The organism is Nocardioides sp. URHA0032 (assembly GCF_000620645.1).
Taxonomy (GTDB): domain Bacteria; phylum Actinomycetota; class Actinomycetes; order Propionibacteriales; family Nocardioidaceae; genus Nocardioides.
Map to the genome: position 1 here is coordinate 545696 of NZ_KK211160.1, position 26803 is coordinate 572498.

Annotated in this window: 23 protein-coding genes; 4 read left to right on the forward strand and 19 right to left on the reverse strand. The window is 71.0% G+C overall.

Features of this window, described 5'->3' with window-relative positions:
* Positions 1 to 458 precede the first annotated feature (458 nt).
* Complete coding sequence (locus N538_RS26555) at positions 459 to 1670, forward strand: MalY/PatB family protein (RefSeq protein ID WP_231496289.1); 1212 nt, start codon at positions 459 to 461, stop codon at positions 1668 to 1670.
* A gap of 47 nt (positions 1671 to 1717) precedes the next feature.
* Positions 1718 to 4144, forward strand: a complete 2427-nt coding sequence (locus N538_RS26560) for a HelD family protein (protein ID WP_155992332.1) — start codon at positions 1718 to 1720, stop codon at positions 4142 to 4144.
* A 25-nt stretch (positions 4145 to 4169) separates the two neighbouring features.
* On the opposite strand, the gene N538_RS27655 is transcribed toward N538_RS26560, so the two are convergent.
* Complete coding sequence (locus N538_RS27655; protein ID WP_081790611.1) at positions 4170 to 4961, reverse strand: response regulator transcription factor; 792 nt, start codon at positions 4959 to 4961, stop codon at positions 4170 to 4172.
* 209 nt (positions 4962 to 5170) lie between these two features.
* Here N538_RS27655 and N538_RS0120830 point away from each other — a divergent pair, with 209 nt between their 5' ends.
* Entirely contained in the window at positions 5171 to 7276 is a 2106-nt protein-coding gene (locus N538_RS0120830; RefSeq protein ID WP_028638902.1) for a hypothetical protein, read from the forward strand.
* 496 nt (positions 7277 to 7772) lie between these two features.
* Here the strand turns inward: N538_RS0120830 and N538_RS27660 are convergent, their stop codons facing one another.
* From N538_RS27660 to N538_RS28700, 6 genes are all read right to left on the reverse strand, one after another.
* Complete coding sequence (locus N538_RS27660; protein WP_155992336.1) at positions 7773 to 9368, reverse strand: molybdopterin-dependent oxidoreductase; 1596 nt, start codon at positions 9366 to 9368, stop codon at positions 7773 to 7775.
* A gap of 115 nt (positions 9369 to 9483) precedes the next feature.
* Positions 9484 to 10023 (reverse strand): GNAT family N-acetyltransferase, encoded by a 540-nt coding sequence (locus N538_RS26575; RefSeq protein WP_036571425.1) that lies wholly within the window; start codon positions 10021 to 10023, stop codon positions 9484 to 9486.
* 89 nt (positions 10024 to 10112) lie between these two features.
* On the reverse strand, positions 10113 to 10811 hold the full coding sequence (locus N538_RS0120845; RefSeq protein ID WP_036571427.1) for an aspartate/glutamate racemase family protein: 699 nt from the start codon (positions 10809 to 10811) through the stop codon (positions 10113 to 10115).
* Entirely contained in the window at positions 10808 to 10954 is a 147-nt protein-coding gene (locus N538_RS28695; protein WP_155992340.1) for a hypothetical protein, read from the reverse strand. The genes N538_RS0120845 and N538_RS28695 overlap by 4 nt, the downstream gene beginning before the upstream one ends.
* A gap of 145 nt (positions 10955 to 11099) precedes the next feature.
* Entirely contained in the window at positions 11100 to 11741 is a 642-nt protein-coding gene (locus N538_RS26580) for a GrpB family protein (RefSeq protein WP_051549486.1), read from the reverse strand.
* Positions 11742 to 11752: 11 nt separating this feature from the next.
* Positions 11753 to 11899 (reverse strand): hypothetical protein, encoded by a 147-nt coding sequence (locus N538_RS28700; RefSeq protein WP_155992342.1) that lies wholly within the window; start codon positions 11897 to 11899, stop codon positions 11753 to 11755.
* 313 nt (positions 11900 to 12212) lie between these two features.
* Between N538_RS28700 and N538_RS0120865 the strand changes: the two genes are divergently transcribed.
* Entirely contained in the window at positions 12213 to 12527 is a 315-nt protein-coding gene (locus N538_RS0120865; protein ID WP_028638904.1) for a hypothetical protein, read from the forward strand.
* Positions 12528 to 12713: 186 nt separating this feature from the next.
* On the opposite strand, the gene N538_RS28705 is transcribed toward N538_RS0120865, so the two are convergent.
* The 12 genes from N538_RS28705 to N538_RS26610 all read right to left on the reverse strand — a co-directional run bounded on the left by N538_RS28705 (position 12714) and on the right by N538_RS26610 (position 26777).
* Positions 12714 to 12878, reverse strand: coding sequence for a hypothetical protein (locus tag N538_RS28705; RefSeq protein ID WP_155992344.1), 165 nt, complete (start codon positions 12876 to 12878; stop codon positions 12714 to 12716).
* A gap of 187 nt (positions 12879 to 13065) precedes the next feature.
* Positions 13066 to 15825 (reverse strand): ATP-binding protein, encoded by a 2760-nt coding sequence (locus N538_RS0120875; RefSeq protein ID WP_155992346.1) that lies wholly within the window; start codon positions 15823 to 15825, stop codon positions 13066 to 13068.
* Between the two features lie 231 nt (positions 15826 to 16056).
* Positions 16057 to 16263: a heavy-metal-associated domain-containing protein gene (locus N538_RS26585; RefSeq protein WP_036571429.1), complete on the reverse strand. Its 207-nt coding sequence runs from the start codon at positions 16261 to 16263 to the stop codon at positions 16057 to 16059.
* A gap of 23 nt (positions 16264 to 16286) precedes the next feature.
* Complete coding sequence (locus N538_RS26590; protein WP_051549487.1) at positions 16287 to 16844, reverse strand: GNAT family N-acetyltransferase; 558 nt, start codon at positions 16842 to 16844, stop codon at positions 16287 to 16289.
* The gene (locus N538_RS27665; RefSeq protein ID WP_051549488.1) at positions 16841 to 17602 is read right to left on the reverse strand and encodes a L,D-transpeptidase family protein; all 762 of its coding nucleotides are present in this window, start codon (positions 17600 to 17602) and stop codon (positions 16841 to 16843) included. The genes N538_RS26590 and N538_RS27665 overlap by 4 nt, the downstream gene beginning before the upstream one ends.
* 110 nt (positions 17603 to 17712) lie before the next feature.
* The gene (locus tag N538_RS29565; protein WP_081790614.1) at positions 17713 to 18282 is read right to left on the reverse strand and encodes a GNAT family N-acetyltransferase; all 570 of its coding nucleotides are present in this window, start codon (positions 18280 to 18282) and stop codon (positions 17713 to 17715) included.
* Positions 18283 to 18445: 163 nt separating this feature from the next.
* Positions 18446 to 18691 (reverse strand): isochorismatase family protein, encoded by a 246-nt coding sequence (locus tag N538_RS29570; RefSeq protein WP_269320365.1) that lies wholly within the window; start codon positions 18689 to 18691, stop codon positions 18446 to 18448.
* Between the two features lie 23 nt (positions 18692 to 18714).
* Positions 18715 to 19089, reverse strand: coding sequence for an isochorismatase family protein (locus tag N538_RS29575; protein ID WP_269320366.1), 375 nt, complete (start codon positions 19087 to 19089; stop codon positions 18715 to 18717).
* Positions 19090 to 19127: 38 nt separating this feature from the next.
* Positions 19128 to 19739, reverse strand: coding sequence for a flavin reductase family protein (locus N538_RS0120905; protein ID WP_028638906.1), 612 nt, complete (start codon positions 19737 to 19739; stop codon positions 19128 to 19130).
* 269 nt (positions 19740 to 20008) lie between these two features.
* Positions 20009 to 22540 (reverse strand): ABC transporter permease, encoded by a 2532-nt coding sequence (locus N538_RS0120910; protein ID WP_028638907.1) that lies wholly within the window; start codon positions 22538 to 22540, stop codon positions 20009 to 20011.
* Positions 22540 to 23292, reverse strand: a complete 753-nt coding sequence (locus N538_RS0120915) for an ABC transporter ATP-binding protein (protein WP_442937201.1) — start codon at positions 23290 to 23292, stop codon at positions 22540 to 22542. Before N538_RS0120915 ends, N538_RS0120910 begins: the two co-directional genes overlap by 1 nt.
* Before the next feature lie 167 nt (positions 23293 to 23459).
* Positions 23460 to 26777: a heavy metal translocating P-type ATPase gene (locus N538_RS26610; protein ID WP_051549489.1), complete on the reverse strand. Its 3318-nt coding sequence runs from the start codon at positions 26775 to 26777 to the stop codon at positions 23460 to 23462.
* Positions 26778 to 26803: the final 26 nt, after the last annotated feature.

Genomic DNA, 26803 nt, shown 5'->3' on the forward strand with positions numbered 1-26803 from the left:
GCTCGGACTGTTCGTACCGCCAGTCGTCGCGCACTCAGTCTGGTGCGGAGTCTGGTGGCAGTGTCATGCAGTCCCGTTAAGACACTCAGGTCCAGGTCGGACACTCCCCGTTCCACTCCGGACACTCAGCCCTCGCGTCAGATCGAATCGGGACAGTCAAAGGCGTGATGCCGGGCGGCGGGAACGTGGTAATGACCGGGAGTTGGTGCTGTGCGCCAGTGCGTGGTCTCCGCGAGGGCGAGGTGGTAGGTGATGTCAACGAGGTCGTCAGCTCGCTTTCGGGGACTGCCGGGCGCCGTGGGCCATGGGGTGCAGCCGATCCGCCGTGGGGCTCGTGATGACCTCGGCCCCACATCCCGGCGATTTCGCCAGTGCCATGACCTGAAGGTAGGGGCGAGCATCAAGAGCCCGACCACTCCACCGACCTCCGAGGAGCTTGCATGACTCCTATCGCGCCCATGGCGCCATTGACCGAGCTGCGCCGACGCCGTAGCGCGAAGTGGCGCACCTACCCTGACGAGGTCCTGCCGTTGTTCGTGGCCGAGATGGATGTGCGACTGGCGCCGGCGATCTCTGAGGTGCTCCACAGGGCCATCGACGTGTCCGACACCGGGTACGTCGCCCCCGATACCGAACTGCCTGCCGCCTTCGCCCGGTTCGCTGCACGGCGCTGGAGCTGGGACGTTGACGTCGAGCAGGTGAGTCTCGCGCCCGACGTCAGTGTCGCCATGGTGGAGACCCTGAGGGTCCTGCTGGAAGACAAGGGCAGGGGGGCCCGCGGCACCGACGCCACCATCGCGCTCAGCCCGCCGGTGTACCCGCCCTTCTACGGCTGGATCTGCGAGGTCGGCGCCCGCACCGTCGAAGTTCCGCTACGTGAAAACGGTGATGCCGGCGAGGGGCCCCGGCTGGACCTGCCGGCGCTCGAGGCGGCCTTTCGGGCCGGCGTGGACGTCTACCTGTTGTGCAACCCGCACAATCCCGTCGGCACCGTGCACACCCATGACGAGCTGGCGGCAGTCGCGCAGCTGGCGGTCCGCTACGGCGTGAGCGTGGTCAGCGACGAGATCCACGCACCACTCGTGCTGCCGGGCGCCGTCTTCGTCCCCTTCCTCAACGTGAACGCCGAGGCGCGTCGGTGCGGCGTCGCATTGGAGTCGGCGAGCAAGGGATGGAACCTCGCTGGCCTCAAGGCGGCGATGATCGTGACCGGAGACCCGCGGGTGCAGGAGATCCACGGGCGCTTCCCCGCGGAGCTGGCATGGCGGACCGGGCACCTGGGCGTGCTGGCCAGCACCGCCGCCTTCACCGACGGCGAGGAGTGGCTCGATGACGTCATCGGCGTCCTGGACGTCAACCGGCACCTCGTGAGCGACCTCCTGGCCGAGCACCTGCCAGAGGTCCGGTACCGGCCGCCGGAGGCCAGCTACCTGGCGTGGTTGGACTTCCGCCACCTACCTGGGGTGGCTCGGCTGTCCGGGTCCGGTCAGCTCGCCCGCGACATCCTGGGCAGCTGCGGTGTCGCGCTGAGCTCGGGCGACGACTTCGGGCCTCAGGGCGCCGGCCATCTCCGCCTCAACTTCGGCACTAGTCCCGAGGTCCTGCGTGAGGCGATGCAGCGACTGGCGACGTACACGCCCACTGCCCCGATGCTGGGCGAGGTTGGATGATCACCGGGGAGCGCCCAGCCCGCGATGTCCGCCAAAGCAGCCAAGACATGCGTGGCCGCTTTGCCGAAGACACCGCCGCTGTCGCGGACCTCTACGGCTGCCTCGACACCTCGATCGAGTCCGCTGAAACGGAACTCGGCGCCGAGCTGCGGTCCTCGAACCGCCTCTCAGCCCAGGCGCAGGTCGAACGAGAGGCGCAGGTGGCTCGACTGAGCCGACGGCTGGGCCAGCTGCGGGCCGCCGAGCGGCGACTGGTCTTCGGACGCCTCGACCTCACCGACCGCACCACCCTCTACGTCGGCAGGCTCGGCCTCCGACCCGAGGGCCGGGTCCTGGTCGACTGGCGGGCCCCCGCTGCGGCGGCGTTCTACCAGGCGACGCCGGCCTGCCCTGGCCCGGTCCTGCGACGTCGACAGCTCCACCTCGATGGCCGCCGGCTCGTCGACGTGAACGAGGAGGTCCTCGTCCCCGACCACCAGGGGGTTGACGAGCAGGCCGACGGCGCGCTCGGCGAGGGCTCGGCGAATCGATCGGTCGATGAGTTGGCGGAGGGGTCGGTGGACCTCCTGACGCGGGTGTTGGCGGCGCCCCGAACCGGTCGGATGGGCGACATCGTCGCCACCCTCCAAGCCGAGCAGGACCGGATCATCCGCAGCCCGGGCCAAGGGGCGCTCGTAGTCCACGGCGCACCGGGCACCGGGAAGACGGTCGTCGCGTTGCACCGGGCGGCGTACCTGCTCTACAGCGAGCCGGCCCGCCGGGCCGGGGGCGTGCTCGTCGTCGGCCCGAACCCACGGTTCCTGCGGTACATCGAGCAGGTGCTGCCCGCGCTCGGGGAGACCGACGTCGTTCTCGCCCAGCCGACCGACCTCTACCCGGTCACCGAGCCAGACCTCACGGCTGAGGACCCCACTGTCGCGCAGCTGAAGGCGGATCTCCGGATGGTCGAGGTGCTGCGGCGCGCCGTCGCCCACCGGCAGCGCCTGCTCCCCGGCCCGGTCCCGATGCTCGTCGACGGCGTCGAGGTCCTCCTGCGGCCCGAGGTGATCCGCCGCGCCCGCGATGCGGCCCGCGCCAGCGGAGAACCGCACAACCAGGCACGGGACATCTACGCCGAGATCGTCCTCGAGGACCTCGTCGACCAGTTCCTCACAGCCACGTCAGGCGGTGCAGGCTACCGCGACCCGGCGTCCGGCAACTCCGACGGATCAGCTGACCACCCGGCCGATTCCCCTACTCGCGAGCAGGCTGACGGGCAGGACGACGACCGGAGCTCACGTGCGCAGGCCCTGGCCGCCCTACATCTAAGCGTCGCTGTGCGCCGGGAGGTGAACCTGCGGTGGATGCCGCTGGCCCCGGAGAAGCTCCTGCGCGACCTGTTCACCAGCGACGAGCGGCTGCGGGCCGCCGCACCGGATTGGCCGGCAGCCGACCGGGCGCTGCTGGTTCGCCGGCGTGACGCTGCCTGGACGCGAGACGACATCGCGCTGCTCGACGAGGTCGCGGCAATGCTCGGGCCGCCACCGCCGTCCGCCGCCGATCGAGCCGAGGCCGCGGTGCAGGCGGCCGCGAAGCGCGAGGCAGTCCGGTTCGCCAGCGACACGCTCAGCTCCTACGGCGTCGCCGAGACCATCACTGCCGAGGAGCTCGCACACCGCTACGGCGTCGACGACCACCTAGCCGACCACCGACCCCTAGCCGAACGCGCCGCCGCGGACCCGTCCTGGGCGTACGGACATGTCATCGTCGACGAGGCCCAAGACCTCACCGCGATGCAGTGGCGGATGGTGCTGCGGCGCTGCCCGTCGCGGTCGCTGACCATTGTCGGAGACCTCAACCAGCGCTCCGGTACCGCCACCCGGCCACGCGTGTGGGCTGACGTGCTTGCACCGCATCTGTCCAGCTGGCGCGAGGAGACGTTGACGGTGAACTACCGGACACCCGGCGAGCACCTCCAGCTCGCCCGCCGCCGCCTCGGTGAGACCGGTGTCGACATCCCCGACGTCGACTGCGCCCGCTGGGGCGGCACCGTCCGCGAGGTCGACGTCACCGACACGAATCTCCCGGGCCTGGTCGCCGAGCAGCTCGACGCTTGCCACGGCACCCTCGCCGTCGTGACGCACGAGTCTGGCAGCCTCGCGGAGCGCCTGCCCGCGTACGTCGCGGTGCTGACGCCGCCGCAGGCGAAGGGGCTGGAGTTCGACACCGTCATCGTCGTCGACCCCGACCACATCGCCTCCCGGCTCGGGCCTGGCGACCTGTACGTGAGCCTCACCCGGGCTACCCAGCGCCTGGTGCTCGCGCGACGCAGCACCGGCCGAATGGTCGAGGCGGCGACGTTGACCGGATCAGACGCCATGACTCTCGACGTGCGCCCGCTGAGCGCCGACGACCAGCAGCTCATAACTGGGTGTGTCCCTATTCCGGCAATGGACACCCAGCCTCTAGATCGACGTCGGCCGGTCCGCGAGTGAAATCACCGCGGGGTTCAGAAGCCGGCTAGCTTTTGGAAGACACCTCCGGTTCGACGAGACCTCGCTCGCGAGCGACCGCGACCGCCTGAAGTCGGTCCGTGACTCCGAGCTTGCGGTAGATGTGTTCGAGGTGCTTGGTCACCGTTCGCGGCGAGTTCGCGAGGCGGCGGGCTATCCCGTAGGCAGTGTGCCCGTCGGCGAGCAGGTTCAACACCGCCAACTCGGTGGCCGTGAGACCCGCGGTACTCGCGGCGGCGCACATGTCGGTGCGTTGCGGGGAGCCGGCCACCCGGCCGGTGGTGCGATGCAGGCCGAGGATGAGCCGCTGCAGGTGCCGGGCGAGCTCGAGCTCCTCCTCGGTGTAGTCATCGTCGGGGCGGCCCAGGACGAACGCCTCATACGTCGCCCCCTGCAGGACGAACGGCAACGACAGCTGTTTCTCGATGCCCACCGGCTTGAGGTACTCGTTGATGCAGTCCCGGTTGTACTGGCTCGAGATCTGGAACGGTACCCGCCCGTCGGACTGGGCGGTGACGTCTTGGGTGACGTTGAACCAACGGACTAACGGGTGTCGGTCCAAGTTCGCGTCCTGATGAAAGTCCGGCATGCCGTCGGCGGCGCTGAAGTCAACTTCTGGCCACGTCTGGAACAGCCCCGACCGGCCGTCCTCCTCGCGCCAGTCGCACGAGGTAGCAACGACGTCGAAGGTGCGCGAGAGCTGCGCTCCGATCTGGTCGCGGGGGAACTCCGGCAGCGGGCGACACAGCACGTCTGAGACCAGATCCAGCCATTCGATGAGTCGTCGGTCATCAGACATCGCAACTTCCGATTCCGCCGGAAGCCCCGGTTCCGCAGGCGCTCCGACAAGTGCTCGCGCTACGCATTCCACGGTACCGCCGCTATACGCACATGTGCGTATAGACCGGACGGGCGAAATCCCCCACCGTGAGAACCGGAACCGAGCGCGGCCAAAGACCTGTCCCGACTCCAGACTCATCGCCAAGGACTGCCTAGGAAGACCGACCCATGACCACTTGGATGCTTCGATTCACCCCGACCCGGGGACGCGCTCGCGCCGCCGCCGTGGCCGCCGCCGCCGTGGCCGCCGTGGCCGCTGCCGCCGCGCTCGGTCCCGCGGCCTCCGCGACCAGCCTGACCCGCCACGCCGAGCCGGCGGCGAACAGGTCGTTGCCCGATGACGCGGTCTGGCCGGCCCCGCAGGAGCTGTCGGTCGACGGGCAGGAGTCCGACTCTCCGGCGGTCGCGACCGACAACGGGTCGATTGGGGCGGTCTGGCGGACCTTCGACGGGGCCCATTGGCGCATCCAGTCCTCCACGTATCTTTTCAGCGGGCGTTGGTCCGCGCCCGTGTACCTGTCGCCTGCCCGGATGGACGCCTCAACCCCGCAGGTGGCCGTTTTCGAAAGCAGGGCGTTCCAGCTCGCGGCGTGGGTGGTCGACGACGACGGCACGGACCGGGTGCAGGTGGCGGTTGGGAGCCGCCGCACCTGGTCGAAGCCACAGACCGTCACCCCAGCCGGCGAGGCCGCGGTCGACCCCATCCCCGTCATCCTCAATCAAGAAGACCCGGTGTTCGTGTTCAAGCACCCGATGGTGTTCTGGCGAGGCTTCGACGGCACTAATTGGCGCATCCAAGGGGCCGCTGTCTCCGATACCACCGGCGAAATCGCCGGCGAGATCAAGACCTTTTCCGCCGCGGGCCCGGCCGAGGACCTGCGACTGAGCGACGGAACCTTGACGTGGAGCCGTTTCGACGGGACCTTCTGGCGCGCCCAGTGGATGCTCTTGGACACTTTCTTGCCCAGGGTCCAGGACGTCGTCACCCTCGACACGATCGACGAGGACATGCACACCCCGGCCATGTACGGCCCCGCGATCGTATGGACGAACGAACAAGCCGGGGTGACCCGGCTACGCGCCTTGATGGGGTCGCAACCGCAGACGCTGTCCAGCGCCGGCGCGGACGTCATCGGCATCACGTACGCCGGCAGCCGCCCCGCGCTGGTCGGTCCGCCGGCCGACGCCGCGGAGGTCGTCTGGCAAGAGCACAGCCCCGGTCCCTCCGGGGTGACCCGGGTGGCGGCAGTTGACGCCGGCGGGCCCGGAGTCAGCAATGACACCGGCTGGGGGGACACCCGGTTCTTGTCCGCGGCCGGGGTGGACACCCGACCGGCAGCCGCGTCCGGCCCCGGCCACGGCGTCGACGCGGGCCCGGTGTTCGTCACCTGGCCCGAACAGCGAGACGGGGCATGGGGACTGCGGTACGCGGCAAACGAACGCGGCACCGGGTGGACGACGCCCACGACCCTGGGCGAGACCGCCGAGTCGGCCGACGCATCCGACGCCAACGCCGGGGCGCCCGGTAGCCGCGACCCGTTCCTGGGCGTGGCCATGACTCGCACCAGCGGGGGGACCTCGCAGGTGCTGGTCCGCGGGCCCGACCTCGCCGCCCCGCACACCACGACGACCGTGAAGCCTCAGATCGCGGTCCGCCAGACCACCGGCGTCAGCTGGCTCGGCCAGGACGACTGGTCACCGATCGCGACCTACGACGTCCAACGCGGTGTCCGCACGCTGAACGGCACCGAGTGGAAGATCACTGACCTGCTGACCGCCACGACTGCCACGTCGACGGCGCAGGACGGACTGCGGCCCGGATCCACCTACTGCTACCGCGCCCGAGCCACCGACGCTGTGGGCCGCGTCAGCCCTTGGCCCGTCGGCTGGGGAGTCGACACCAACTGCGCCACCGTCCCGCTCGACGACCGCGTCTTCGCCGCCGGCCCAGCCTGGAAACGTCAGACCGGTGCCGGCTACTACCACAGGTCACTGCTCGCGACCACGCGTCAGGGCGCCACCTTGCGCCTGGACACCGGACCCGCCAACTTCGTCTACCTGGTCGTCGCCACCGGCCCGACCGCGGGCAGGATCCAGACCCGCATGGGATTCGAACGGCGCACGATCAACCTGAAGACCACCAGTACGAAGGCACTCGTGTTGAGGAAGGCGGTCCACGAGGTCGGCAACCCTGCGACAGGAATCCTAAAGATTCGAGTCCTCAGCGACGGCAAGCCAGTGCGAATTGATGGCGTGGCGGTACGCCGCAACTGACCCGCGGCGAACGGGACGGCCTTCGCAGAGACTGCCGGCCGGATCAGGAGCGCCGGCGCCGGGGATGTCGACCGCGGCGACGACGTCCCCGCGCTCCTGACCCCCGAGACCCTGGTAGTTCTCATCGAAGACCCCGACGTCGCACTCCACGCCATGCAGGCCCTACGCCGGGTGCTCGGTGCCCAGCGGGCCTTTCCCCACATGGAACCGTCGAGCGCGAACACCGATGCACACGCGTCGGAGATCACGCCGCCCGTGAGGCGAACCGGGCGCGTAAGACCCCCCTATTCTGGGGGGCCCCAATTGCCCAACGTCAGCGCGTGGAACCGTCTGGAGGTGGCCGATCACCTCACCGTCGCCGGCCTGGGCGACCCACCCGACGCCCAGGTCGATGTAGGCGTCGAGCGCCTGGTCGGAATCCTCGGCAAGCCGGAACGACCGCTCCAGACAACGGTGCGGCCCGGTGTACCGCTCGATGGTGATTCCCAACGATCAGCTACCTGCCGTGGGCGGCTTGCTGTCCGGCGCCGGTGCGCCAGGCGGCCACGCTGCGTACGCCCCAGCTCATCCTGGTGGCGGCCTCGTCGGCCACGCGGCGGGTGGCGGCTGCGGCGGCGCTGCCGCCAACGTGCACGGTGACCGTGTGGATGCCGCGCACACCGTGCGGGTAGGGCGTCGCGTCGGTGTCGTCCTGCCAGTCGCCACCGATCGGACGGCACCGCACCCGGAGCCGGTGGCGGCCCGGGGTCGCCTGCCAGGTCAACGACCACGGCCGCCACGCATCGGGACCGAGGTCGACGCCGAGGGTGGCGTCGAGCCACGGCCCGCCATCGACCTGCACCTGAACCGCGTCGACCCCGACCGGCGGTGCCCACGCATAGCCGTGAATACCCGTCTCGCCGGCGGCCAGCCGGCTGTGGGGGCCGGGGACGTCGATGCGGGCCGACGGATGCACCGGGTAGGTGCCATCGAGCCAGCCGCGCTGGCCCCAGTACGACAACGGCGCGGTGCCGGTCACGGTAAGCCGTCGCACCCATTTGGTCTGCCCGTCCTGTCCGGTGCGCCCCGGCACCAGCAGCCGGGCCGGGCTGCCGTGCTCACGCGGCAGGGGCTCGCCGGCCATCCCGACCGCCAGGAACGCTCGTTCGCGGGCCTCGGCGAGCGGCAGCACGTTGGAGTACCCGTCGACCGACTCGACGACCAGCCAGCCGTCGCCCTCGCCCGCACCGACCGTGGCGCCGGCCCGGTCGAGCAGGTCCGCGACCGGGATCCCGGTCCAGCGCGTGCAGCCCATTCGGTCCCCGCCGACCGGGTTGTGGACGCAGATCATCAGCAGGTCGCGCTCCTCCAGCGGCAGCTCGAGGAGCTCAGGCAACGTCATCGCGAACGGCGCGGCGACCTCGCCATCGACCTCGAGCCGCCACAAGTCGAGGTCCACGCGGGGCTCGGGCACGGTGATGTCGATGACCGGGAACTGGCCGGGCTTGAAGAGCAGAGGCGCGACCCCTGCCGGTCGGGTCATCTCGCCGGCTGGCACCGGCGCTAGCGGTCGTGCCGGCTGGGGCAGCTTCGCGCGGTCGCGGAGCTCGGTGGCGGCGCGACGTCGGGCACGCCGGTCGGCGGCGACTGCGGCGGCACCCGCGGCCGCGACCGCGGCGAACGCGACCCGCGTCCTCGGCCGCACGGGGGCGACCGCCGCCGTCGCTACGAAGACGCCGGCGCCGGTCGCGGCGGCAGTGCCGGACACCGACGCGTCACCGTGACGCAGCGCCAGCAGCCCGCCCAGCGCGTGTGGCGCGGCGGCCGTCGCGGCGCCCACCGTGACGCTGCGGGCGGCGAGGGCAGCGCCGGCGGCCGCGGCCGCTGCGCTGACGCCGGTCGCGATAACGATCAGCCCGGGCTTGTCGGCCTGCCCGACCACGGCAACGCCGCCATCGACGAACATCGCCGGCGAGACGTCGACCATGCCACGAGCCAGCCCTGAGGCCGGGGACCGGCCTCGGCGGCTGGCAGAGGCGGCGATCTCACCGGCCGCGGCCGCGAGCAGCCCGGCCCAGACGCCGGCGCGGGCGCTGGAGAGACGATCTTTCATCCCAGAGACCCCCTTCGGTTGCGCATACGGGTGCCCCGCATGATGCGACCACCGGGCGCATATCGGCATCCCCTAGACCGGGGGTTCACGAGGAACGCAAGACTCTGGCAGCGGCTCACGGGTCGGTCCGGTTGTGCAGGATCCGCTGGAACATGACGTGGTCTTGCCAGGCACCGGCGATGAGCAGGTACTGCGGAGCGCGGCCGTACTCGATGAACCCACAACGGCGCAGCACCACCTGAGACGGTTCGTTGTGGGCGAGGGTGCCCGCCTCTAGCCGGTGCAACCCCAGGTCGGTGGCGCGGGCAACGGCGAACATGACCGCGGCGGTGGCGAGCCCGCGCCCGGTGTGGCGGTGGTCGACCCAGTAGCCCAGGGAGGCGTTCTGGAACGGTCCGCGGGCGACGTTGGTCAGATTCACGCGGGCGACCACCTCGCCGTCGTGCCAGATGAGCCACGGGTCCTGCTGGCCGGCTGCTGCGGCTGCAACCTTCGCTTCGGCGTCGCCGCGCTGGGTTGCCTCGGTGAAGAACTCGGGGCGCCGGGTTGGCTCCCAGGGTGCGAGGTGCTCGCGGTTGCGGATGTAGGCGTCGGCGACCGCGGCCGCATCGCCGATGGACAGCGGTCGCGCCTCGTAGCCCGACAGCAGCTCCATGGCCGTCACGGGGTCTGTCGAGGCGTCCGCGTTGCCGGGTCGATGTAAGGTCATCTGGCGGGGGTCCTCCCTAGCGAGTCGTGCAGATATCAGCTGAGCGCAGCGTCCACGGCTGCGGCGGCGTGCAGGGCGGTGGTGGCCAGCACCGGCACCGGGCTGTCGCCGGGCTTGATGAGCAGCTCGATCTCGGTGCAGCCGAGGATGACTCCGTCTGCACCGCGAGCGACCAGGTCGTCGATGACGGCCCGCATCCGCTGGCGGGAGTCGTCGGTGACCATGCCGCGGCACAGTTCGTCGTAGATGATCCGGTGCACGAGCTCGCGGTCGTCGCTGTCGGGGATGATGGTCTCGAGTCCGTGGGTGCCGATCCGGTCGCGGTAGAACGGCTGTCCCATGGTGAAGCCGGTGGCGAGCAGTCCCAGTCGGCGAAGGCCCTGACTGCGCGCGGCGTCGGCGGTGATGTCGATGATGTGCAGCAGCGGGATACCGACCGCGGCCTCGATCGCCGGAGCGACCTTGTGCATCGTGTTGGTGCACAAAAGCAGCAGGTCGGCACCGGCCGCTTCGAGGGTGCGGGCCTTCTCGGCGAGGAGATCACCGGCTTCGTCCCACCGGTCCTCGGCCTGGAGCTCGGCGACGGTCGCGAAGTCGACCGAGGCGAGCAGACAGTCGGCCGAGTGCAGGCCCCCAAGCCGCTCGGCGACGCCCTGGTTGATGAGCTGGTAGTACAGCGCGGTGCTCTCCCAGCTCATCCCGCCGATCAGCCCGATCCGTTTCGTCGACCTCATCGACACATCGTGCCAGCGTCGGCGCGGTGGGTGCGGCGCAACGAGCGGCGGGCCAGTCGGCGCTGACGCTCGTCGTCGGCGGCGCGGAGCCGGCGGCTCATCTCGTGGTGGGCGGCCTCGAGGGACCTCGGGTAGGTGCTCATGAGGGGTCTCCTGGGAGGTGCTGTCCGGATCGTGGGTGATCGGGAGTGGAGGTCCATCGTGTCCGCCGGATACCCGGGGTGGCGCCGGGAAAATCGCCAGGATCGCGCCGGGTTGAACGCCCTGGTGCGTCGGCATGCCGTCCACTCATTGCGGCCCAGCGCCGCCCGAGCGGGGATGCGGGTCGTGGTCGTGGTCGGGGTCGGCGACGAAGATGTTCTCGTAGATGTCGTAGACGACCCACGCCTTGGCGTTGTTGTAGAGCATGGCGTCGCTGAAGCCCTGACCGGCGACCTGTCGTTTGATGGTGGCGTAGCGCTCGCGGTCCTCGGCGTGGGTCAGGAGCCAGTCGCGGAAGAGCACGTGGCGCCGCGGTTCCCGCGCGCCGGGACCGAACACGTGCAGGTTGGTCGCGGGTCGTGCGCCGCGGAGCATGCGGTGCTGTTCCCAGTCCGGTTCCCGGACCCGGAGCTTGAAACCGGCGCGTTCGAGGTCGGGCAGCCAGGCGGCTTCATCGGCCGGGTCGGCCACCGTGAGGTCGACATCGATGACCGGCTTCGCCCAGAGCCCGGGGACCGCGGTGGAGCCGACGTGCTCGACGGCGAGCACTCGGTCGCCGAGCGCGTCGACGATGCGTGTGCGTACGACCGTGTACCAGTCGGCCCAGGCCGGGTCGGGTGGGACGACCTCGACCGGCGCGGGAGCCGCGGCGGCCGGGTGGACGCGGGCAGCGAGGATCTCTTCTGCCGAGGGTGGGTCGTACGGGTTCCACAGCGGGTGGGTCGGCACGGGACGACTCCTCAGGCAGCGATGGTCGGGGTGCGGAACCTCGGGCGGGTCGCGGACGGGCGCCGCGCCAGGCGGCGGTGCTCGTCGTCGGCGTCGCGGAGTCGGCGGCTGACCTCGTGGCGGGCGGCTTCCAGGTACAACGGGTAGATGATGCTCATGACGCTCTCCTGGGGTGTGTTCCCGGGTCTTTGGTGACCGGGGGAAGTTCTATCGTGTTCGCCGAGTCGCCGGGGTGGCGCCGGGAGATCCGCCAGGATCGCCGAAGTCTGCCGGGATCTGGGGGCCGGCGGGGTGGCGTCCAAGCGGCCGGGTGTCCTGACGGCGTCCGCGTTGGTGCACGGGCCGGCCGCGGCTCCGCGGGGGGCCTTCCCCCTCGGCGCGGAGTCGGTTCGCCCAGGTGGGTGAGTCCTGCTCCCGGGGAGATCGCCAACCTCGGCACATGACGATTGCCTCGTCGAACGTCAGCGCCCGGTGGCGGTCGCGGCCATGATCGGTAACGCGATCGAGTGGTACGACTTCTTCGTCTACGGCACCAGTGCGGTGCTTGTCCTGGGTCCGCTGTTCTTGGGGACCGACGATCCGCTGGCCGCGACCCTGCTCGCGTTCTCGACGTTCGGGGTCGGATTCCTCGCGCGTCCCATCGGCGCGGCCACCTTCGGCGGGCTGGCCCTGGTCATAGGGGCGGCGAGCGCTCTGGCCGTCGGCGGTGTCGCGGTGTTGCCCAGCCTTCTCGCCGCCCAGTTCCTGGGGCAGCTGCGCTACACGGGCGTCTCAGTGTGCTTCTAGGTCCCCGCGGTGCTCGGCGGAGCGCTGCTGCCGATCGTGACCAGCTGGCTGATGGGCCGCAGCGGGGGCGCCCACTAGCCAGCCGCTGCGCTGATGGTCGCTGCCGGTGGCATCGCGACGTTGGGAGCGATCAGCTGCCGCGAGCGGCCGAGCTCGTAGCCGAGCGCTGCGGGGCGGGGCTGAGTGTCAGGAGGACGGCCTCGGCAGGGTTGTAGGACGCATCCGCATGATCGTGTCGAGTTGCTGTCGGGTGGCCATGGGCGTGCTGCTGAAGTCGCCGGCGTAGTAGCCGTTGTGGCGGTGCCGGGTTCCGGTGTAGGTGCCGGTCTCTTCCTCGATGATGTACGACATTAAACTCATCTCCTTCGATGGGCTGACCTTCTGGTCCTTGGTCAGCTGGTGATGAGTCCACGCTGTCGCGTTCGGCTCCTCGTCGAACCGGGAGATTCGCCAGGGTTCACAGCCACGTTCGGCTGATGCGGGCTCGTGGGTCGCGTCCGGAGCGGAGTCGGGACCCGAATCTGACCGGGTAGTGCGGTCAGGCCGGGTCGAGCGCGAGGGCGGCGAGCTCGGTGCGCGAGGAGATGCCGAGCTTGGTGTAGACGTTGCGCAGGTGGAAGTCGACCGTGCGGGGGCTGACGAACAGCCGTCCTGCGACGTCCTTGTTCGATAGTCCCTGTCGCACGAGCGCCGCGATCTGCGCTTCGGACGGCGTCAGCTGGGTAGCGACGAGGTCGTGGCCTCGGCGCGCGGTTTCCCCGGACGCCCGCAGTTCTTGGCGGGCCCGCTCGGCCCAGAAGGTGGCACCGAGGCTCTCGAAGGTCTCCAGCGCTTCCCGCAAGGGCACCCGTGCGTCGGTGCGGCGGCGGTGTCGGCGCAGGAACTCGCCGAACGCGAGCTGCGTGCGGGCCTTGGCCGGCAGTCTCGAGGAGCGGGCGTGCCACTCCAGGGCCCGACGGAAGTGCTCCTCGGCGTCGGGGCCACCGACGATGGCTTCGCAGTGGTGGACTGCGGCCCACGCCCACGCCATCTCCGTGCCTTCAGCGAATGCGCGCAGCTCCTCGAGCCACCTGTCCGCCAGGTCGCGTCGGTCGGCGCGGACGGCGGTCTCGATCCGGTCCAGCGCCGACAGCCACCGGGCGGCGGGCAGGTCGATCTGCTCGAGGTGGTGCAGGGCGGTCGCGGATGCGACGCCGGCCTGTCGGGCCGCCGCCCAGTGGGTGAGTCCGGTGACGAGCCCGGCGATCGTCCCGTGCGGCGGGTGTTGCTCGAGGGCCTGCTCCAGCGTCTTCAGGCGCTCCGGCGCCTGCGGGTCGCCGCGGAGTGCGGCGATCACGGCGAGCTGGGCGAGCGGGAAGGTGATTAGCTCGTCGAGCGCGAGATTGCGGTCCAGCAGCACCGCCTCCTCGGCGTAGGAGGCGGCATCGGCCCACGCGCCGGTCGCGATCCGGGACACGGCGCCGCGGGTGAGGGCGTGCTCGATCATGTTGACGGCGCTGGCGTCGCGGGCCTGCTGCAGTTGCAGGTCGTGCAGCGCGGTGGCGCGGTCGTCGTCGCCGAGGTGCATGGTGGCGATGGCGAGGTTGTGATGCAGCATCGGAGGCGCATCCGGTCCGAGCGGGGTGTCCCATGCACGGCGGAATGCGCTGGCGGCCGTGGCCCAGTCATCGCGGAGCACCGCTGAGAAGCCCTCGAGGAGCCAGCCGGCCACTCGCTGCTCCAGCGGGGCGTCGGGGCCGGGAGGCGCGGTGATCGTGGTCGGGTCCGGGGCGTCGGCCGAGCGGGCACCGAAGGAGGCGAGGGCGGCCGCGAGCATGGCGAGCACCCGGGCTCGTCCGCGGTCGTGCGGGGCGGCGGTGGTGGCGGCTTGGCACACGACCCGGTAGCCGTCGTCCAGAGAGCCGGTGTTCCACTCGATCCGGCCCTGCAGCAGCAGGATGTCGGAACGCAGCAACGGGTCGACGGCGTCGAGAAGGGCGGTGCGGGCGAGCCGGTCGCCGTCAGCGGGCCGGCCGGCGGCGACGCTGGCACCGGCCGCGGCGAACAGCCGGACCGCGCGTGCCTGCGGGTCGAGGGTGAGCTCGGCGGCGCGGACTGAAGCCGACGCCGCCGCCTCGTGGCCACCACGTCGCCGTGCCCGCTCAGCGGCCTCGTCGAGCGCCTCGACGACCTCTTCGTCGGGGCCGTCCACGGAGGCAGCCAGATGCCACGCCCGGCGATCCTCGTCCGGGGTCCCGGCGAGCGCATCGGCCAGCGCCCTGTGGGCCTGGCGACGACGGCTGCTGGTCGCGGCGGCGTAGATGGCCGAGCGGACCAGCGGGTGTCGCAGTGTCAGCACACGGTCACCGACGTGCACTAGGCCGGATTCCTCGGCCGCGTCGAGGGCCTCTGATCCGGCGCCGAGATGGCTGGCGGCTCGGGTGACGGCGGCGGTGCGTCCGGAGTCGTCAGCCGCGGCGACCAGCAGCAACGTCTGGGCGGTGGCTGGCAGCCGGCGGTACCGGTCCAGGAAGGCGCGCTCGACCCCCTCAGTCAGCGGGAGCCGGTCGGGCAGCGGTTCCGCGCCCGAGAGCTGGGCGGGGCTCAGCGCCCGGGTGAGCTCCACGAGTCCGAGCGGGTTTCCGCCGGTGGCTTCGAGGAGCTCGGCACGGACGTTCTCGGCGACTGTGTCGCCGACGTGGTCGGCGATCAGCGCCTCGGCGGCGACCTCGTCAACCCCGGCGACGGTCAGGACCGTCAGGTCGCGTGGGTCGAACTGTCCGGTCTCCTGGTCCCGGACCGCGAACAGGATGGCGACCGCCTCACCCTCGAGCCGACGGGCCGCGAACTGCAGCGCCGCGGCGGAGGCGTCATCGAGCCAGTGGGCGTCGTCTACGACCGCGAGGATCGGCTGGTCCTCGGCCACGACGGAGAGCAGGTTCAAGGTGGCGAGGAAGACCAGGTGACGGTCTTCGACGTTGTCGCCGCTCTCGCCGAACGCGGCACGCAGGGCGTCTGCCTGCCGAGTCGGGACGCGGTCGAGATGGGTCAGGGTGGGGCGCAGCAACCGGTGCAGTGCAGCGAACGGCAGGGGAGCTTCGGACTCCACGCCGCGGGTGCGCAGCACCGCCATGCCGTCGGCGGCGGCGATGGCGTCCTCGAGCAGCGCGGACTTCCCCACACCTGGCTGACCCTGCAACAGCAGCGCGGAACCGTGGCCGGCTCTTGCTCGGCCCACCATGTCTGCGAGCGCGGCTTGTTCGCGTTCCCTGCCCCGCAGCACCCCCGGCACACCGGAGACGCCCTCCGCGATCGACACGCTTGTCACCCTAGTGACAGCGCTGGACGGTCGGGGAGGGTTCGCGACGACTTCCCCCGCATTCGCGACGTGGGGCACCGACGGCCGCGGTTGGGCTGGGTTCACGAGTCGGGAATCGTGCCGGCTCACCACGCGGACCGCCAGCAGGTGGAACGGTCACCTCGGTCACCAGTCCCCGGCCGGTGTGCGGGCCGACGGCGAGGGCCGGACGCGGAGATGGCTCGCGGATGGTCATGCCCGGACCGGGCAGCCGGCGGTGCGCAGCACGTCGAGGACCTCGGCGCGGTCGACGGGCGCTTCGGCGGTCACGAGCAGGAGCCGAGCGGGGATGTCGAGCTCGCAGCCACTGATGCCGGGCATCGCACCGATCCGGGTGCGGACGTCGTCGGCGATGTGGACGCAGACGGGGCCGTCGAGGGTGAACACGGTCGGGCCCACGAAGGTTCGTGGCGTGTCTCGCATCATCGGGTCCTCCGTGGGGGCTGATCCGGGTGCGGAGTGGGGTTGGAGCCGTGAGCAGACCGGGTCCAGGCGGTGACGTCGGTGGTGGTGGCACCAGCCTGGTACGGCCTGGGCGTGCCGGTGGGCTGGTAGCCAAGCGCGGCCCAGAAGGGTTCGGCTTCGGCGGCGTTGGTACCGACGATCGCGGCGCGCAGCGTGGTGACTTCGGCCCAGTCCGCGACGTGGGCCAGGAGTAGGTCGTGGGCACGCCGACCGACGCCTTGCCGTTTGCGTGACGGGTGGACCTGCAGCAACCCGATGTGGGCGGTCGTGCGGTTGGGCCAGCCGCGCAAGACGTCGATGACCGCGGCCAGCCCGTCGTCATCGAACGCGCCCAGGACGATCTTCTGGTTCGCGGGCAGGTCCGGCGGCCGGTCGACGACCAGGTCGACGGCACCGCCGGGCTCCGGTGCCTCGCCGGTCACCCGCAACGCGTATCCGGGGTCTGCGTCGAGCAGCTCTTGGAGGGCGGGAAGGTCGCGATCGGTCAGCGGTCGCAGGCGCAGCATGCCGGTCATGACCAGGCTCCGTGCACGTGGACGGCCAGGCGCACCTTGGAGGTGAGGTGCCACAGCTGGCGGGCGTCCTCGATGTACATGTTGATGCAGCCGTGGCTGTGGCCGGTGAACGGGTCAATCATGGTCGCCGAGCCGTGGAACGCCTCGCCGCCGGAGAAGAATTGGCTGAAGGGCATGGGGCTGTTGTACAGGCTGCTGACGTGGTCGATGTCGCGGTAGTAGACGCGGAAGTCGCCGGTGCGGGTCTGGTGATCCGACGCGCCGCCGCGGACGAGCCAGGCGTTGATGAGGGTGCCGCCGTGCCAGAGCGTGACCTCGTGCCGGGTGCGGTCGTAGCAGACGTCCCACCCGGTGCCGTCGTCGCAGGCGGCGGGGATGTCGGCGCGTCCGCGGATGGTGGCGGCGATCAGCCGCTTCCACGTTGCGCGGTCCGCGGTGCCGGTGACGGGCAGGTGGGTGCGGCGCTGGTAGCGCTGGACGGCTGCCTTGGTGAGGTCGCCGAAGTAGCCGGTGACAGGTCCGTCGTAGACCCCGGCCCACGTCAGCCGGTACTGCAACTCGTGGACGTGCGCGATCTGGGAGACCGACTTGTCCTGGTCGCCGTAGGCGACGGTCTCCCGGACGAGCTTCGGCGGGCCTGCGGGCCGAGCCGCCGACGGCGTCGCCGCGGCCGGGGTGGCCGAGAGCGCGACCGGGGCAAGGGTGACGCTCAGGGTCATGAGGGCCGCCGCGAAGGCGGCGGCGAACGGGATGCGCATGAGGGGGTCTTCCTGGGTCTGGTGAGGGCTGGAGGGGCTGTGGCTGAAGCGGCCAGCGGGCCTGGACGCCGGGAGCGGGTGCGGCGGGGCCGTGCGGCCGTTCGGGTGTGTCAGGGTCGGGCCGTGAGGTAGGCCCGGTAGGCGTGGGGCTGCCAGGAGGCGACGACCTTGGTGCGCAGCGCGGCGCCGAGGCGCCGGTAGAAGCGGTGGCCGGCGTCGTTGTCCTCTCGGACGCCCCAGGTGACGAGGAGGTTGCTTTCGGCGGCGTGTTGGGCGAGCGCAGCCATCAGTCGGCTGCCGATGCCGCGGTCTCTGGCCTCGGCGCGGACGTAGAGGTCGTCCATCGCGAAGATGTCCTCGCCGACCCAGAGGTTGAGCTGGTGGATGCCGCTGACGTAGCCGACGGGCTGGTCGTCGAGGTAGGCGATGAGGACCACCACTGCGGGGTTGGCGAGCATCCGCTGCCAGTCCTCGACGCCTGCGTGGACGGCGTGTGCGGAGTTCTCGTGGGTGGCGAGCTCGATCAGCATGGTGCGTACGAGGGCGGCGTCCTCGACGCCGGCGCGCCGGACGGTGGCCTCGGTGGTGGTCCTCGTGGTGGTGCTGGTGATGTCGGTCGTGTCAGCGGCGGTGGCCGGGGGCGTGCTGCGACTGACGGCGGTGTCGAGCTGTTGAGCCATGACTCTCCTTGATGGTGCGGTCTGGGCGTACGGCCAGGCTTGGGGCGGGTGTCGGGCGGGTGAACCAACTGAGGTCAACCCTCGCGGAGGCGGGCCGGGCTGGCACCGGGTAAACCGCCGGGATGGGCGGCCCCGGGGCGACGGGGAACTGAGGGCCGCCTGCTCAGTTCGAGCTAGTGCCCGGCGGGGCGGCCAGCAGCTGGTCGACGGTGACTACCGTGGCGAACTCGCCGTGCAGGTTGGTGGCGGTTGCTTGGGCGAGCTGGTCGGCGGTGAGCACTGTTCCGTCGGGCCCTTGGCGGTCGAAGGTGTGGGTGGCGTCGAGGGCGAACAGCACCCGGTAGCCGAGGTTGCCCCCGACTCGAGCGGTGGTCTCGCAGCAGTGGTTGGTGGTGATGCCGCAGACCACGATCCCGTCGATGTCGGCCGCGGTCAGCCAGGCGTGCAGGTCGGGTATCCGTGGAAGGCGGAGTTGACCTGCTTGGTGACCACCAGGTCGGGCTCGGCGGGCAGGTAGGGCTTGAGCTGATTGCCCGGGTTGTCGGGGTGGAGCGGCGAGTCGAGTTCCTCGGAGTCGTGGCGGACGTAGACCAGGGGTGTTTCCTGTTGGTGCCAGGCGGTGACGAGACGTTCGATGTTGTCGTCGCAGTCGGGGTTGTTGCGCTGGCCCCACCAGGGGGCGTCGAATCCGGCCTGAACGTCGACCACGACGAGCGCGTACCGGTCGGTGTCGGCGTGGTCGACGTGGTCGGGGTGGCGTTCGGCTTTTCTGGGCGGGAGTTCAACGCTCGCCGGGGTGGTGTTCATGGGGTGCCCTTCTGGTAGGTGGGGGTCGGTCGTCCGGGCTACTGGTCGGCACGGAAGTTGCGGCCGCGTCGGCGGCCGAGCTCGAAGTAGTGCCGGAACACGTACATGAGTGGGCGCCAGTGGTTGGTGTCGACGTACTGGGTTCCGGGAATGACCAGGTCGGTGGCGACGTGCACGCGGACCACGCGGGCCTCGACGATCGCGAAGTTGTCGTCCGCGGGTTCGTGGATGGCCGCGACGGTCGCCTCCAGGTGCACCGGGAACTCCGCGACGCGGGCCGGTCGTACGAACTCGCTGGGTGTGCACGTGAGTCCCGCGGCGGTGAACTTGTCCGGCTCGTAGCGGTACTGCTGCCGCTTCACAGGGGGCACGGGGTCACATCCGGTCAGCGGCGCGAGGCGTTCGACGGCTTGTTGGTGTTCGGCGGCGGGCAGGTTGATGACGCAGGAGCGTTCGCGGGCCAGGTTGGGCAGGGTCTGGCCGTCGGTTCCGATCCCGAGCACCACGGTGTGGCCGAGGTACCAGGAGGAGGAGATCGGCGCGATGTTGGTGGTGCCGTCGGGGTTGAGGCTGCTGATCACCGTGACCGGTGTGCCGAAATAGAGAACCTTGGGTTCGATGACGGTGTGGGTGGTCGGGGCGCTGGACAAGCTGGGAACCTCCGGTGCTGTGTGAATTGGGGGCTGGGACTTGGTGGTGACTGGCCGGTGCCTCTCGGCGCAGGGTCGGCGTTGCTGTGGACAGGTGGCTGTGGGTGGCTGTGCGTCTGGCTCGAGTGGCCTGTCTCGCCCACGGGGTGCTCGGTCGGGTGGTGGACCGGTTGGGGCAGGCGCCGGGGCGCCGTGACGGCCGGTCCAGGAGCGCTGGGTGGGCCGGCCATCGCCGAGTCGGTGCTCGGGATGCCTTCTACGCTCGCTCCTCAGGTCGCGCTGATGGCGTCGAGAACGTCGAGCCGTCCCGCTCGGCGGGCAGGGAGGGCGGCGGCGACGAGCCCGATGAGGCCGCCGAGGGCCAGCTCGAGGACCAGCTGCGGGACCGGGACGGCGGTCGCAACGAGGCCTTGGCTGTGCAGCACTGTGGTGAGCGCCAGACCGAGGACGGTGCCGAGGCCGATGCCGAGCGCGGCACCGTACAGGGAGATGACGATCGCCTCGAGGCGCACCATGCGGCGGACCTGGCGCCGGTTCATGCCGAGGGCTCGTAGGAGCCCGAGCTCGCGGGTCCGCTCGATCACGGACAGCACGAGGGTGTTGACCACTACGAGGACCGCGATGAGGACCGAGAGGGCGAGGAGCGCGTTGATCAGCGTGAGGAGCTGGTCGATGCCGGCGCGCTTGTCCTGCTTGTAGCCCTCGGCGTCGCGCAACTGCACCACCGGGTAGTCCGCGACGACCCGGTCCAGCGCCTCGTGGACCGCGGCCGTGTCGGCGTCGGGGTCGAGGGTGACGTAGACGTTTTGGTCGAGCGGGACGCCGCCGGTGGCGGTGTAGGTGTCCAGGGCGATGACGTAGGGGCCGAGGGCGTTGTCGTCGCCGTAGACGCCTGCGACCGTCAGGCGGCGGCTCTGCCCGTTCGCGACTTCGAAGCTCACCGGGTCACCCACCTCGAGCCCTGCCGACGTCGCTTCCTTCGCCGAGACCAGGATCGTGTCCCCGGCCAGGGCGCTCAGCTTCCCGTCGGTCATGTGGATCGCGAGTGCGTCACCGACGACGGCGGGGTCGTAGGCGGAGAAGTACCCCTGGTGGCCATTGATCTGTGCGGTGCCGTACCGCTCGACGGCCACCGAACGGACGCCGTCGATGCCGCGGACCTGGTCGGCGACCTTCGTGGTGAACGGCTGACCCATCGCAGCCGACATCACGTAGTCGGCGCGGAGCACGTCGTCGACGGTCCGGTCGATCGAGGCGCGAGCGGAGGCGCCGATGATGCTGAACCCGGTGACCAGCGCCAGCCCGATCATCAGCGCCGAGGAGGTCGCCGCGGTGCGGCGCGGGTTCCGGAGCGCGTTCTCCTTCGCGAGCCGGCCGGTGGTGCCGGCGAGCCGGGGCAGCACGGCGCCGAGGCCGCGGACGAACGGCACCGCCAGCACCGGGCTGAGCACGATGACGGCGACGAGCAACCCCACCGCACCCATCGCCACCAGCGGCGGCGTTCCGCCGGCGGTCCCCGCGGCGAGGCCGACGCCGGACAGCGCGGCGGTGACGCCTCCGGTGATCGTGCGGACCCGCAGCGGGCGCGGGGTGGTGACGAGGTCGGCGCGCATGGCTGCGACCGGCGGGACCTTCGCCGCTCGACGGGCCGGGAGGTAGGCGGCGACGAGCGTGACCGCGACTCCGATGGCGTAGGACCAGGTGATGGTGGCGCCGGTAAGGGTCAGGTTGCTGTCGATGGTGAGGCCGAACTGTCCGAACAGCCCCTTGAGGGCGTATGCGAGGGCGTACCCGCCGCCGAGTCCGACGGTGGCGCCCACGAGGCCGAGCAGCAACGCCTCGATCAGGACCGCGCGGGTCACCTGGCGGCGGCTGGCGCCGAGCGCCCGGAGCAGCGCGAGCTCACGGGTGCGTTGGGCGACCAGCATCGAGAACGTGTTGAGGATGAGGAAGCTGCCGACGAACAGCGCGACGCCGGCGAACACGAGCAGGAAGGTGTTGATGAACTTCAGCGAGTCCTCGAGGGAGGCGGCCTGGTCGGCGGCCTTCTGCTCCTTGGTGTTCACCTGGTAGCTGGCCCCGAGGGCGTCGGCGAGGCGGCCGGCGAGCACGGTGTGGCTGGTGCCGTCGGCGGCGGCGATCCCGATCTCGCTGAACCGGCCCGGCGCGAGCAGCAGCCGCTGGGCGGTGGCGGTGTCGAACGCGGTCATCGACGCACCGGCCAGGCCGCCGTCCTGTCCGTACCGGAAGATGCCGACCAGGGTGGCGTGCATGCGCGGGCCGGTGGTCAGGACGGTGATCGTGTCGCCAACGTGGTAGCCGAGGTCGTCGGCGGTGGCGCTGTCGATGGCGACCTCATCGGATGAGGTGGGCGCGTGGCCGTCGATCAGGGAGGCGGAGTTCAGCTCCGGGTCCGTAGTCCAGCTGATCCCGATGCCGGGAGCGCCGCCGGTGTCGGCGACGTGACCGTCGGCGTCGAGGACGTAGACGCCGTTGGCCTGCACGTAGCCGGCGGCCGCGGCGACGCCGTCGACGCCCGTGACCTTCTCGACCAGGGCTGCGGGCAGCGAGGAGGAGGCGGAGTTCATGTCCATCCCGGCCATGCCGGTGTCGAACGCCGCCTTGGGTTCGACGCTGACGTCGGCGGCGGCGTCCTTGAACAGGTCGGTGAAGGTCTTGTTCAGCGCGTCGGTGAAGGTCAGGGTGCCGGCGACGAACGCGACGCCGAGGATGACAGCGAGCCCGCTCATCGTCAGCCGCGCCTTGTGCGCGAGCAGGTTGCGGATCGCGGTGCGCAGCATCACGCGGCTCCGTTCCGGTCGGTGAGCTCGGTGCCGTCGAAGGACTTCATCCGCTCCAGCACCCGGTCGGCGGTGGGGGAGTCGATCTCGTCGACGATGCGGCCGTCGGCGAGGAACACGACGCGGTCGGCGTAGGACGCGGCGACCGGGTCGTGGGTGACCATCACGATGGTCTGCCCCAGGGTGCGGGCCGAGGACTGGAGAAAGCCGAGGATCTCGGCGCCGGTGCGGGAGTCGAGGTTGCCGGTGGGCTCGTCGGCGAACACGATGTCGGGGCGGCTGGCCAGCGCGCGGGCGCACGCGACCCGCTGCTGCTGGCCGCCGGACAGCTCCGCGGGCCGGTGCGAGAGCCGGGGGCGCAGGCCGACGGTGTCGATGACCTGGTCCAGCCACGCCTGGTCGGGTTTGCGGCCCGCGATGTCCATGGGCAGCGTGATGTTCTCCAGCGCCGACAGCGTCGGGACCAGGTTGAACGCCTGGAAGATGAACCCGATCCGGTCCCGGCGGAGCCGGGTCAGGCCCTTGTCGCCTAGGCCGCTGAGCTCGGCGTCGCCGATCCAGGCGCGGCCGTACGTCGGGGCGTCGAGGCCGGCCATGACGTGCATCAAGGTCGACTTCCCGGAGCCGGACGGTCCCATGATGGCGGTGAACTGGCCGGGGTGGAACTTGACCGAGACGCCGTCGAGGGCCACGACGCGGGCCTCGCCGTCGCCGTAGACCTTCGTCAGAGCCTCGCAGCGAGCGACGGGCAGGGTGGTGGGCAGGGTGGTGGGCAGGGTGGCTCGGGCGTCGGTGGCTGTGGCGACGGGGTAGGGGGCTGCGTTGCCCTGCTCGAGTGCGGACACGGTGTGCTCCTGGGCTTGAGTGCGGTGTCGGTGTGCGGTGAAGCGGTTGCCGGGGCGGTGTTCGGGTGGCGATTTCAGCCGGCGTTCGTGGTCACGACCTCCGGAGTGGCGTGGTGGTCGGCGACGTGGACGACGAACGGGGCGGTGATGACGGTGCCGTCGCCGAGTCGGAACTGCGCCCACAGGCGGTAGGCGCCGGGCCGGTCGAAGTTCACGTGCAGGTTCAGCTCGGGGCCGAAGGTCGTGCCGGGGAGGGCGAAGACGGGGCGGCCCTGGTCGTCGAAGGTCTCCGCGTGCCGGTGTGCGAAGGTCGACCCGTCGGCGCGCATCACGACCACGTGGCCGGCAGCGCCGAGGTAGGGCTGGAGGTCGGCGACCGGTCGTCCGGCGGTGTCGGTGAACCGCAGTGTGAAGTCGCTGGTCTCGCCGAGGTGCGCGTCGCCGTCGAGCGTCACGCGGATACCGTGGCTGGTCGAGCTGCGAACGTCCCCGGCTGGGATGGTTGAGGGCGCCGGGGCGGGTCCGGTGATGGTGACCCGGTGGGTGTCGAGGACGTCGGCCATCTGGCCCTGCCGGCGGAACTCGGTGTGCAGCGTGTAGGTGCCAGCCGTTGGGAAGGTGGCCCGGACGGCGTAGGTGCCGGGGGTGCCGGTGGGTTCGGGGTGGATGTGTGCGAAGGTCCCGAGGTCGTCGCGGGTGATGATCATGTGCATCCACACCTGGTGGGTGCGGACGAGGTCGTCGACCAGGTCGCCGGTGGCAGCGTCACGGACGGTGACGGTCAGCGTGGCCGGCCGGCCCGGCGCCGGGGTGTGGTCCGCGGCGATGGCGACGTCGAGGCCGGCGTCGTGGGTGCTGATCGGCGGGACGTCGGTCTCCTCCATCGTGCTCATCGTCGGGCGCATCGGCATGCCCATGCCCTCGGACCAGGCGAGCGTGCCATTCATGCCGCGTTCGGCCTGGTCGGTGCGGGACAGCCAGGTGAACCCGGCGCCGAGCGCCAGGGCGACGACGGCGATCGCGGCGAGGTAGGACCAGCGGCCGAGCCGGGCGGCGAAGGTGTGGGTGTCGGCGCCGGGACGGAACCGGCGTAGCCGCAGAGCGTTCGTGACGACGCTGACCGAGCTCATCGCCATCGCGGCGCTGGCCAGGACCGGGTCCAGCAGGAGCCCGTTCCACCAGTAGAGGGCACCGGCGGCGACGGGGATCAAAAGCACGTTGTACGCGAACGCCCAAGCCAGGCCTTGCTTGATGGTGAGCACGGTCTCGCGGGAGAGCGCGATCGCGTTCACCAGGCCGTTCAGGTCGCCACCGACGAGCGTGATGTCGGAGGCGGCGATGGCGACGTCGGTGCCGGTGCCGATCGCGACACCCAGGTCGGCGCGCGCCAGCGCCGGGGCGTCATTGATCCCGTCGCCCGCGACTGAGACGACGTGTCCCGCGGCCTGTAGTTCGGCGACCCGGTCGGCCTTCTCGCTGGGGAGGACTTCGGCGAGGACGTGGTCAATGCCGACCTCGGCGGCGACCGCGCGGGCGGTCGCGACGTTGTCGCCGGTCAGCATCCACACCTCCAGGCCGAGCGTCTTCAGGGCGGCGACGGCCTCGGCGGACGTCGACTTGACCGGGTCGGCGACCTCGATCAGGCCGGCAGGAGTGGCGTCGACGGCGACGTACATCGGGGTGCGCGCCAGGTGCGCGGACCGGCCCGCAGCCGCAGCCAGGGCGGTGACGTCGACGCCGTGGCGATTCATGAGCGCCTGGTTGCCCACCAGCACCTGTCGTCCGTCGACGAGGGCCGCGATGCCGTGTCCTGGGATCGCCTCGAACCCGGTCGCCTGGGGAAGCCTCAGGTTGCGGTCGCGGGCGGCAGTGACGATCGCCTCGCCGACCGGGTGCTCGCTGCCGAGCTCGGCCGCGGCCACAAGCGCGAGCAGCTCAGCCTGGGACCAGCCGGGGAGAACCGTGACGCCAACGACCTCGGGGCGACCGGCGGTGATGGTGCCGGTCTTGTCCAGCGCGACGGCGGTGATCCGGCGGGCGGTCTCCAGCGCCTGGCCGTCACCGATGAGGATGCCGAGCTCGGCGGCCTTGCCGGTGCCGACCATGACGGCGGTCGGTGTGGCCAGCCCAAGGGCGCAGGGGCAGGCGATGATGAGCACGGCGATCGCAGTGCCGACCGCGTTCACCAGGGCGTCCTGCTCCGGGCCCAGGAATAGCCACGCGGTGAAGGTGAGGGCCGCGGCGACGAGCACGGCGGGGACGAACCACGCCGAGACCCGGTCGGCGAGCCGCTGCATCGGCGCCTGGGCGCCTTGGGCCTCCTCGACGAGGCGGATGATCTGCGCGAGTGTGCTGTCGTCACCGACCGCGGTGACCTGGACGAGCAGGGTGCCGGTGCGGTTGAGCGTGGCGCCGATGACCTCGTCGCCGGCGCGCTTCGCGACGGGGGCGCTCTCGCCGGTCAGCATGGACTCGTCCACGGCGGAGGAGCCGTCGGTAACGACGCCGTCGACGGGGACCTTCTCGCCGGGGCGGACTCGGACGATGTCGCCGGCGACGACCTGCTCGACCGGCACGTCGACCTCGGTCTCGCCGCGGACGACGCGGGCGGTGGTGGGCGCGAGCCCGACGAGGGCCTTGATGGAGCCGGCGGTGCGCTTCTTGGCCTTGAGCTCGAGCCAGCGGCCCATCAGCACGAGGGCGATGACGACCAGGGCGGTCTCGAAGTACAGGTGCAGGGGGAGGCCCCAGGCCTGCGCCTGGCCGGGCCAGAGGGTGACGAACGCGCTGTATCCGTAGGCGACGCCGGTGCCGAGCGCGACCAGGGTGTCCATGGTGGTGGCGCGGTTGCGGGCGGCGGCCCAGGCGTGGCGGTAGATGTCGCCGCCGGCCCAGATCTGGACGGCCGTGGCGATGACCATGAGCAGCGGCATCAGCCAATCCATGGTGTCCAGGTGCAAGGGCAGGTACATGACTCCCATCAGTGACAGGCCGGCGACAAGCGCGACGCGCCAGCGGCGGGCGAGACGGGCGATTTCGTGGTCGCGCCGCGCGTCCAAATCGTCGGCGGGCGGCTTCCCAGGAACGGTGGGTCCGGTGGGCAGGGTGAGATCGGGGGTCCGAGGCGGCTTGGGGGTGGCGGTGTAGCCGACCCGGTCGACGGCGGCGGTCAGGTCGGTGACCGGCACTAGGGACGGGTCGTGGGTGACGGTGGCCGTCTCGGTGGCGAGGTTCACCGAGGCCGCGACCACACCCTCGACGCGGTTGAGCGCCTTGGTGACGCGCCCGACGCAGGAGGCGCAGGTCATGCCGCCGATGGTCAGGGTCGTCTCGACCTCGGCGCCGCTCGCCTCGGGGGCGGTGGTGCCGGTCAGGGTGGTGGTCGCGGTCATCTCGGTCTCCTCGGTGCGGGCTGCGG

What these genes read in the sequence shown, in the direction of transcription:
- N538_RS28695 (WP_155992340.1), bottom strand. Translation starts at nt 10,954, where the DNA reads ATGAGCACCTACCCGAGGTCCCTCGAGGCCGCCCACCACGAGATGAGC.
- N538_RS28700 (WP_155992342.1), bottom strand. Translation starts at nt 11,899, where the DNA reads ATGAGCATCATCTACCCGTTGTACCTGGAAGCCGCCCGCCACGAGGTC.
- N538_RS26610 (WP_051549489.1), bottom strand. Translation starts at nt 26,777, where the DNA reads ATGACCGCGACCACCACCCTGACCGGCACCACCGCCCCCGAGGCGAGC.
- N538_RS0120845 (WP_036571427.1), bottom strand. Translation starts at nt 10,811, where the DNA reads ATGAGGTCGACGAAACGGATCGGGCTGATCGGCGGGATGAGCTGGGAG.
- N538_RS28705 (WP_155992344.1), bottom strand. Translation starts at nt 12,878, where the DNA reads ATGTCGTACATCATCGAGGAAGAGACCGGCACCTACACCGGAACCCGG.
- N538_RS26590 (WP_051549487.1), bottom strand. Translation starts at nt 16,844, where the DNA reads ATGACCGGCATGCTGCGCCTGCGACCGCTGACCGATCGCGACCTTCCC.
- N538_RS29575 (WP_269320366.1), bottom strand. Translation starts at nt 19,089, where the DNA reads ATGAACACCACCCCGGCGAGCGTTGAACTCCCGCCCAGAAAAGCCGAA.
- N538_RS0120830 (WP_028638902.1), top strand. Translation starts at nt 5,171, where the DNA reads ATGACCACTTGGATGCTTCGATTCACCCCGACCCGGGGACGCGCTCGC.
- N538_RS27660 (WP_155992336.1), bottom strand. Translation starts at nt 9,368, where the DNA reads ATGAAAGATCGTCTCTCCAGCGCCCGCGCCGGCGTCTGGGCCGGGCTG.
- N538_RS0120910 (WP_028638907.1), bottom strand. Translation starts at nt 22,540, where the DNA reads ATGCTGCGCACCGCGATCCGCAACCTGCTCGCGCACAAGGCGCGGCTG.
- N538_RS29565 (WP_081790614.1), bottom strand. Translation starts at nt 18,282, where the DNA reads ATGGCTCAACAGCTCGACACCGCCGTCAGTCGCAGCACGCCCCCGGCC.
- N538_RS27665 (WP_051549488.1), bottom strand. Translation starts at nt 17,602, where the DNA reads ATGCGCATCCCGTTCGCCGCCGCCTTCGCGGCGGCCCTCATGACCCTG.
- N538_RS26560 (WP_155992332.1), top strand. Translation starts at nt 1,718, where the DNA reads ATGCGTGGCCGCTTTGCCGAAGACACCGCCGCTGTCGCGGACCTCTAC.
- N538_RS26575 (WP_036571425.1), bottom strand. Translation starts at nt 10,023, where the DNA reads ATGGAGCTGCTGTCGGGCTACGAGGCGCGACCGCTGTCCATCGGCGAT.
- N538_RS27655 (WP_081790611.1), bottom strand. Translation starts at nt 4,961, where the DNA reads ATGTCTGATGACCGACGACTCATCGAATGGCTGGATCTGGTCTCAGAC.
- N538_RS26555 (WP_231496289.1), top strand. Translation starts at nt 459, where the DNA reads ATGGCGCCATTGACCGAGCTGCGCCGACGCCGTAGCGCGAAGTGGCGC.